Origin of the sequence: Microcystis sp. M53602_WE12, from assembly GCF_030065455.1 — a bacterium.
Classification (GTDB): domain Bacteria; phylum Cyanobacteriota; class Cyanobacteriia; order Cyanobacteriales; family Microcystaceae; genus Microcystis; species Microcystis aeruginosa.
Genome location: NZ_JASJFB010000101.1, coordinates 1 through 7995, shown reverse-complemented (window position 1 = coordinate 7995; position 7995 = coordinate 1). Strand labels below are relative to the sequence as shown.

Here is a 7995-nt window from a genome sequence, read left to right as displayed (position 1 = left end):
GTCAGTCTGTAGAGCGACCATAAGACCAGAACAGAGTAAATCTGTTAAGGCAGGTGCGAAAAATCCTTCGGGAAAGAAGCAGAAACCTAAATCGTGAGGTTTGGGAATCACCGTCCGTTTACGGCGGTGAGGATGTCAAGGATGCTTGTATCCAGATAGAATATCAGCGTCTATTTGCCTAAAACAAAACCCCACCATGGGTGGGGTTTCGGGTTTAATTTAGGAAATCCTAGAAGGTAAAGGTTCCGCGGAGAGTGCCAATCCACTCGTTACCAGTGCCTTTGAACTGTTCAGGTGCAGAAATCCAGATGACACCGGGGGTGATAGAAATATTGTCGGTGACTTGGTACTTGTAGAACAATTCAACGTGGTAGGGAACGATGTTAGATACTTTTAGCCCCATGTCTCGGAAGCTTAAGTGACCGATGTAGGGCTGCGCACCAGCAAACAGACCTAAGATATTTCCTTCTTTACCCAAGTCGGGGAAGGCAATACCAGCACCGTAGGTCCACACTTCCGCATCACCGAGACCGAGTAAACGCACGGTGGAGTAGGAACCGAAGGCACTCAAGCTGGCGAAACCAAGATCCACTGCACCGGTTAAACCGTAGCTATTGGATACTTTGGCTCCGAAGTTGAAGAAACCGACTTCATCCTGTAGGGTGACGCTATCAGGATCGTTGCCGTTGACGTTGAGCAGGGTATTTAACTGAGTTTGGGAAAGGTTAGCGGCGGAAGTACCCGTTACACCGAAGGAACCACCGTTACCGAAGATGGCGGTATCGGCACCTTGGTAAGCGTTAACGTAGGTGAAGCCGACGTTGAGGAAGTTAAAGAGGTTAGCGTTAATCTGTGCTAAAGCGGCGTAATCTCCGTTAAAGAGACCATTACCCGGGTTAGGATTGGCCGCAGAACTAGAGCCACCACCACCGGCTAAGTAACCCAAGGATAGGGAGGTCGGACCGACAATGCTTTGGAGGAAGCCTAATTGTAGGCTAACACCACCCCCAGAACCACCACCGATACGGTAGATGGGGTTTTCGGAAGCGAAGGTAGATAGCGCACCATTACCACCGTCGAAGTCTTCAAAGAAGGGATTAGTGGTGGGAACGAAGTCATTCCAAATACCGCCCCAAGCGGCAACATAGGTATTGAAGCGACCAAAATAACCTAAGTCAATCGGGGTATAGTAGGCCAACCAGTCGAGAACCACATTGCTACCGTTACCGGCCGCGGTCCAAGTTTGGAATAGGGAAGGGCTTTGCAGATTATCGAATCTGACGGAAGCGGGATCACCATTTTGTAGTGTGGTGGTCGATTTGTAATCAAATCCGAAGGGAGTGGCACTACCCGCCGCTAAACGAGTTTTCAATACGTCCTGACCGGTGAAGCTCGTGTTTAACAGCAAACGAGCGCGGTATTGCATGGCGGCCTGGGAGGCGGGGCTACCGGCACCGACCGTATCGGTGACAGCGAAGATAACTTCCCCAGCTAATTTGGTGGTGGTGGAGAATTGGTTATTTTCGAGGAAAGACACCCGGCTTTCTAAGTTATCAACTCTAGCTCCCAACGCCGCTAACTCAGCTTGGAACTCATCCATCAAGCGCTTGAGGGCATCTAAGTCTTCCTTGAGGACGTTGACACCATCTTGAATTAAACGTTCCATGACGTTTAAGCAAGCGTTTAAACCAGCCGCAAATTCCCAACGGGTTAAAGCTCGGTCGCCGCGGAAGGTGCGATCGGGATAACCAACAATACAACCATAGCGTTCAACTAAACTTCTTAAAGCCTCGAAAGCCCAAGCGGTGGGGGAAACATCCCGCAGTTGGTTAACGCTGGTGACTTGATCGATGGTGTTGCCCTGTACGGGTGCAACTTGACCTTCGTTACCGTACTGTTCGATCTGATTGAGTAATTCGCCAGTTCCTGCAGCGTTGTCCTGAACTTGAGCGATTTCTAGATTGTTAAATTCGGTAGAAACACTGGTAGATTTGGCGGGATCGAAGCTACTAGCATTAGCGGAAGCTACTAGGGTAGCCCCTAAAATCGCTGGGCTAACCAGCAATGATTTCCAGAACATTCTTAACATGATGGTTTTTTCCTCACACCTTATAGGTTGACTACACAGTTTGACGACGCATATAGCCTTTCTATTCTTTTGCCATTATACACAATTTAATTACTTAGGGAAAGATGCGATCTCATTTTTTTGCCTTGACCAGTTGACAAAGTGGCCACTCTGTCGCCCCTAACGGCACTTAAACAAAAACTAAGAGTTGACACAGCGGCGAGGATATCAAAGTTTCTCCAATTTGCGCTTACGACCGATTGAGTAAAGAACGCCCAGAACGGCTCCCAAAATTAAATAAGCCAGCAGCGTAGGAATCACCTGCTGCTGTACGTCATTCAAAATAGCGATAAAAAAGGCTAAACCGACATTGCGAGCAACAGAGGAAATCGCGAGAATCGATCGCTGATCATCATCGGGACCGCCTAGAGCGTGTCCTATCCCTAGAGAGGCGATTACCATAATCAGAATTGCAACCAGTGGCAATCCCCAAACTTTCAACAGTACAGGAAATCCCAAAAGACCGACTAAGATAGCTAAGAGCAAAAACAAACCATTAGCCATAAAAGTTAAGGGTTTGGCGATCTTTTCGGCCAATTTGGCGGCGAACTTTTGCATCAGAAGCCCGATACTGACAGGCAAGAACTGCACCATGGCGACTTGCTGGGCTACCTCTAAAATGGTTACATTCTCTGAAAGCCTCTCAAAGAGGGTGGTAAAAATAGCCAAGGTAAGGGGCGTAATCACAACCGCAAGTAAAGCCAGGGTGAGTTGGAGACTGGCTGAGTAACGGAATCTGGCTCCCGCCATTTGCGATCGCTTGGTAGTTAGAGGCGCACCAGGGGAAGCTGCCAAAAATGCCAATCCAGCCATCACTTCTGGGGGTAAGTTAAATAGTTTTAACAGCAGGAAAACCAGCAAAGGCACCAGCACGACAACGGCTAGGAGCGCCCGGAAGAGTAAAGCGGGTTTGCGCCAGAGGGAGAGCATTTTCTCGAAAGAGAGAGCGATCCCGATGGCTAACATCAGCGAAAAAATCGTGATTTTAACAAGGATTAGCAATATTGGCTTGACTTCGAGAGATATAAGGGGGTTCATCGGCGGTCAGATTGCCATAATCAGGGATTAAGTTGCGGCTTAAGACAGAACACTGTGGAAGGGACGGGGAGACGAGGAGAGGGGAGATACTTGCCCAACTCCCCCATTCCGAAACTGTTCCGCTTGAAACCGGTAGCCCTTCACCGTTGCCAGGGGTGACTGCCATTGCCGCTCAACCTCCAGACGTATCTGCCGGCTCTGGCTGCTCGAACGAGTTCTCAGTGGGCGTAACTGACTCCGCCGGCTTGCTTACTGGCAAGATCTCAAAGTCCGGGGTGAACTGGACTAAGAGGCTCTGGAGTCGCACCAAGACCTGAGCATCGCCCTCTAGCTTCACCTTCCCTTGGCCAATCAGGGCAGGAAATGTGGCTATCCCAGCCATAATCAACTCCAGGTCGCTACGGTCGATCGTGATGGTGAGATCAGGATTTTTTGCCTGGAATCCCTTGATGTTTGTCAGGGTTGAATTACTCATTTCCACCGCAAATTTCTCACCGTTGTCCGGTGTGAGCAAATTGATGGTGAATTTCATCCCTTGCGCTTTCTGGCTATCTAGACGAATGCCGATGAAGTCGAGCCAGAGTTGGGTGGACATGGCGCGAACCGTATCGGGGGTGACTGTCTTGGCCGTGACCCCCGTGGGGAAGCCATTTCGTAGTTCGTAAGCGGCGGCCAGAAAGCTGTTGCGGACACTGGGGCTTTCTTTCTGGTAGCCAATCTGCTCAAACACATCGCCCAGTAGGTCTTTAGCTGCCTGGTTCTGGGGTTCAGCATAGACCAGCTTGTTCAGTATCTCCATGGCTTCGCGGTATTGGCCTCGATCGTGCAACTCCTGACCTTTGGCCAGAATCTTCTCCGCACCCCCCATCATCTCGACGTAGAGCGGAGCCGATTCCCTCGGTGACAGCGGAATTAATGTGGCTGGATTGGCATCCCAGTAGCCCAGGTAGCGGTTAATCACGGCACGGCTATTGTGTTCCTCAGAACCGTGGTAGCTGTGGGCAGCCCACTGTTGCTGCAAACTTTCGGGCAGCTTGTAAACATTGTGGATTTCATTAATGGTCACGCCCTGGTTAGCTTGGTGCAGCACCTCGTTATGCAGATGGGCATAGGCATCCCGCTGGGTTCGCATGACTTCCTGAATGCGATCGTTGCCCCAACGGGGCCAGCTATGGGAGGCAAACATCACCTCCGCTTGCTGCCCGAACCTATAGAGGGCTTCATTAATTTTCTTCGACCACTCCAACGCATCCCGCACCAATGCACCCCGCAGCGTGTAGATGTTGTGGATCGTACCGCAGATGTTTTCTGCTGCCCAGAACGCTTTCCAGTCAGGGAAATAGGTGTTCATCTCGGCGGGGGCTTCGGTGCCTGGCGTATTCTGAAATACCATCTTCACCCCGTCGATGGTCAATTCCTCAATGTCCTGCTCGATGTAACGGGTGGGTTCAATCAGCCCGGTGTTGCCCGCTGCGGTGTTCTTGCCGATCGACTGATCTACATGGCCGAACGGGCTGCGCGGCAATAGCAGGCCGTACTGAAAGAATGCCCGGCGGACCATCGCCGTCCCCGAATAGACGTTTTCGGCGATCGCATATTCCATGAAGCCAACGGGGGCGATAATCTGCACCTTCCCGTTCTTCACATTCGCCTCATCCACCACACCGCGCACCCCGCCGTAGTGATCGACGTGGGAGTGGGAGTACACGACGGCGGCCACACGACGGTGTCCCAGGTGTTCATTGACCAGTTCCAGAGCGGCTTTAGCCGTTTCCTTACAGGTCAACACATCAAATAGAATCCAACCTGTATTGCCCTTGATGATCGTCATGTTGGCCAGGTCGAACCCTCGCACTTGGTAGATTTTGTCCGGCAAGACTTCATAGAGTCCGTAGGCCATGTTCAGAACTGCCTGGCGCTGCAATGAGGGGTGAATGCTGTCGAAAACGCTGTCAAAGCCGCGCAACAGGAACTCGTAGCTGCCCATATCCCAAGCCACGTTACCCGCCTCTGCTATGATTTGTTTGTAAGGTGGGGTGGCAATAAAGCCTTTTTGGGCCTCTTCAAAATCCCGTTTGTCCTCGAACGGCAGGGTCTGGCGCCAACCGTTCTGTAGTTCGATGGTGAACGGGGAGGGCATCTTGCCTTTTGGATCGAAGTGCTTGTTTTTCATAAGGAGTGGTAGGTAATTAATGCGAACAAAAACAGGGACAAGACCATGAAAAAAAGAAAGATAGCCAATACACTGCGTAAAGCCTTGCTAGAAGATGGCAAGATGGAACGCGCTCTCTATGAATACGAATTAGAAGAACACCTAGACTACTGGTACGAAGGTCTCAAGTCCGACCGTGATCAGTTTGTCTTTGCCATCACGGAAAACTCCGGTCACGTGGCAATGGTATTGATTACGCCAGATAAAACTATCTACGTCAATGAGGAAGCGAGAGAGAAACTAGCTAAATTCTGGATAAAAGCTTATGAGAATAATATAAATCAACTCATTCCCATGATGGCAGAGAATTTGGCCAATGATATTATCTCGGTGACAGGCGTTAAAATGGTGTCCCCAAACCAGAAGCGACGCTGGGTTAGTTTGCGCCCGTAGAGTTAAAGTCAAGAAAGGCTCACTTAGGAAAAAATTGGTATTACTTCTGGTTCTGGGGTTCCCAGATGACGGGAAACCCTCAAAAACTATCCGCCCTTACCAATTGCTCGGTAAGGGCGGTGTAGCGGGTCATCGGAATCGACACCAGACTGCCGGAAGGAACTCCAGCTAGTCTAAATCTTGTTTAGACGTGGGGTCTAGAGAACAGCCCCGGCGCACAGCCGGCTATTGTCGATTAGGAGACCCATGCTTTTACTACTTTCTACCATCGACATCACCTCCTGTATCCCTTAACGGATTAATTATTGAATTTATCTGTAATTAGCTTAACGCAGCTGTGCGGAAAAAATCAAGGCCGGCAGCTAAAAATTTTTTCGGCAGGCTTAGTTGGCCCCCAAAATGTAGGTGGAGATAGGAAGCGTGCAGATTCTTACCTTGCCACCCTTCGGCATTGATAGCACTTTTGGGGAATGCTTGCAGTTGATAAATCGGTGCGTCGCTCACCCCGCTTAATTGGGAGCGATGGAATTCATGGCCGCGCACTGGTTGACCTGCTTTGAGCAGGATCGTCTCCTGTTTGGCGATGGCTTGCCGATAACCTAGGGTTAATTTCGGGGACATTATAGCAGATTGGGGGATTATTTGCAACATAGAATGGTTTTTTTGCTCAAAATCAACTATTTTGTCACATAAATACATTAATCCCCCACATTCGGCGTAGGTGGGCATTCCAGAGGCGATCGCTTTTCTCACCTGAGTTAAGATAGGGGTGTTAGCCGCTAATTCCGGGGCAAAGATTTCGGGAAAACCGCCACCAAAGTACAACCCTTGCAGGTTTTCGGGCAAATTTGCCCCTTGCAAGGGACTCCAAAAGATTAATTCCGCGCCTAAATTGGCTAAAATATCGAGATTATCGGGATAATAAAAGTTAAAAGCCTTATCTCTGGCAATACCGATACGGATAGGGGGAAAAAGCTTATTTGCTCCTGGGGGATTTTTCGGGTTCTCTTGGGGAGAAATAGTGAGTAAAGGCAAGAGAATGTCCCAATTAAAGCAGTTTTGGGCAATAGAAGCCAGTTGATCTTGCAGTTGCCTGATTTCTCCTAGTTCATCCCTGGGAACCAATCCTAGATGGCGATCGGGAATTGTCAGGGAATCTTGACGACGCAAAACCCCGACAATCGGCATATTGATCGATTCTAGGGCGGTTTGCAGTAATTGCAGGTGGCGATCGCTGCTAACCCGATTGAGGATAACTCCGGCTAGATGAAGATTTTTGTCTAAAGATTGATAACCGCGGACAATAGCGGCGACAGAGGTAGATAAACGACTACAATCGATAACTAACAGCAGAGGAAGCCCTAAAATACGGGCAATATGGGCAGTACTGGCATAATCGGGAAATTGAGTATCGCTTAATTGAATACCATCAAATAGCCCCATTACCCCTTCAATCAGAGCATAATCGACATTTTGACAATGTTGGGCAAAACAGGTTTTTACATAGTCTTCAGAAGTTAAAACCGGATCGAGATTGCGACAGGGGCGACCGGTAAAATGACTATGGAACATGGGATCGATATAATCGGGCCCGACTTTAAAAGATTGCACTCGATCGCCACGACTGATTAAATAGGCCAAGATTGCCAGAGTAATCGTAGTTTTACCGACTCCGCTTCTTTCTCCTGCGATGATCATTATTAGTTGTTTTTTTTCGAGATCGAGCTAGACTTAATTAACCTGTTACACAATCAATTCTAAGGCTTGCCAACGGCTAATAGAGTCAATTTTGGCCGCTAACTGGTTCCTGTGTCAATCGACTTTTTTTTATTAGCGGCGAAATCAATTTGACCACGTTTAGGATCATTGTCATCATCTCTAGACAACCAGCTATTGTTCTGACTTTCCCAAAAACCAGAGACTTCCTCCCCCACCATTAAGATAGGCTAAGACGCATTTTAACCGCCTATCCTTAAGATTGGCTAAATCTCCTCAAATCCCTTTACTGTTGCAAGAGTGCCTCATCTCAACAAGCAATTTAAATTCGCGGGCAGCTTAAGTAGGGAGGCACAATTATTTGTAGGATGGGTTAGCGGTAGCGTAACATAATCGGGCGTTGGGTTTCATGCTTCAACCCAACCTACGTTCATCTTATAGCAATTCCCATAGTTGTGAGGTACAGAGTCTTAGGTTTTGAGGAGTCAGGAGTCAGGATTCAGGATTC

At 48.9% G+C, this 7995-nt stretch carries 5 protein-coding genes; 1 reads left to right on the top strand and 4 read right to left on the bottom strand.

The window, feature by feature from the left end; all coding sequences use genetic code 11:
- Positions 1-229: 229 nt before the first annotated feature.
- From PX482_RS04280 to PX482_RS04270, 3 genes are all read right to left on the bottom strand, one after another.
- Positions 230-2089, bottom strand: a complete 1860-nt coding sequence (locus PX482_RS04280; protein ID WP_288122104.1) for an iron uptake porin — start codon at positions 2087-2089, stop codon at positions 230-232.
- Between the two features lie 207 nt (positions 2090-2296).
- Positions 2297-3130: a bile acid:sodium symporter family protein gene (locus PX482_RS04275; protein ID WP_288122102.1), complete on the bottom strand. Its 834-nt coding sequence runs from the start codon at positions 3128-3130 to the stop codon at positions 2297-2299.
- A gap of 208 nt (positions 3131-3338) precedes the next feature.
- Positions 3339-5339 carry an alkyl/aryl-sulfatase gene (locus PX482_RS04270; RefSeq protein WP_223212281.1) on the bottom strand — a complete coding sequence of 667 codons (2001 nt, stop codon included), beginning with the start codon at positions 5337-5339 and terminating at the stop codon, positions 3339-3341.
- Between the two features lie 45 nt (positions 5340-5384).
- On the opposite strand from PX482_RS04270, the gene PX482_RS04265 reads away from it, so the two are divergent.
- A complete protein-coding gene (locus PX482_RS04265) occupies positions 5385-5771 on the top strand; it encodes a hypothetical protein (protein WP_353852188.1) in 387 nt (128 codons plus the stop codon).
- A gap of 321 nt (positions 5772-6092) precedes the next feature.
- Here the strand turns inward: PX482_RS04265 and PX482_RS04260 are convergent, their stop codons facing one another.
- Positions 6093-7469, bottom strand: coding sequence for a cobyrinic acid a,c-diamide synthase CobB (locus PX482_RS04260; protein ID WP_288028055.1), 1377 nt, complete (start codon positions 7467-7469; stop codon positions 6093-6095).
- Between the last annotated feature and the right edge of the window lie 526 nt (positions 7470-7995).

What these genes read in the sequence shown, in the direction of transcription:
- PX482_RS04280 (WP_288122104.1), bottom strand. Translation starts at nt 2,089, where the DNA reads ATGTTAAGAATGTTCTGGAAATCATTGCTGGTTAGCCCAGCGATTTTA.
- PX482_RS04270 (WP_223212281.1), bottom strand. Translation starts at nt 5,339, where the DNA reads ATGAAAAACAAGCACTTCGATCCAAAAGGCAAGATGCCCTCCCCGTTC.
- PX482_RS04265 (WP_353852188.1), top strand. Translation starts at nt 5,385, where the DNA reads ATGAAAAAAAGAAAGATAGCCAATACACTGCGTAAAGCCTTGCTAGAA.
- PX482_RS04260 (WP_288028055.1), bottom strand. Translation starts at nt 7,469, where the DNA reads ATGATCATCGCAGGAGAAAGAAGCGGAGTCGGTAAAACTACGATTACT.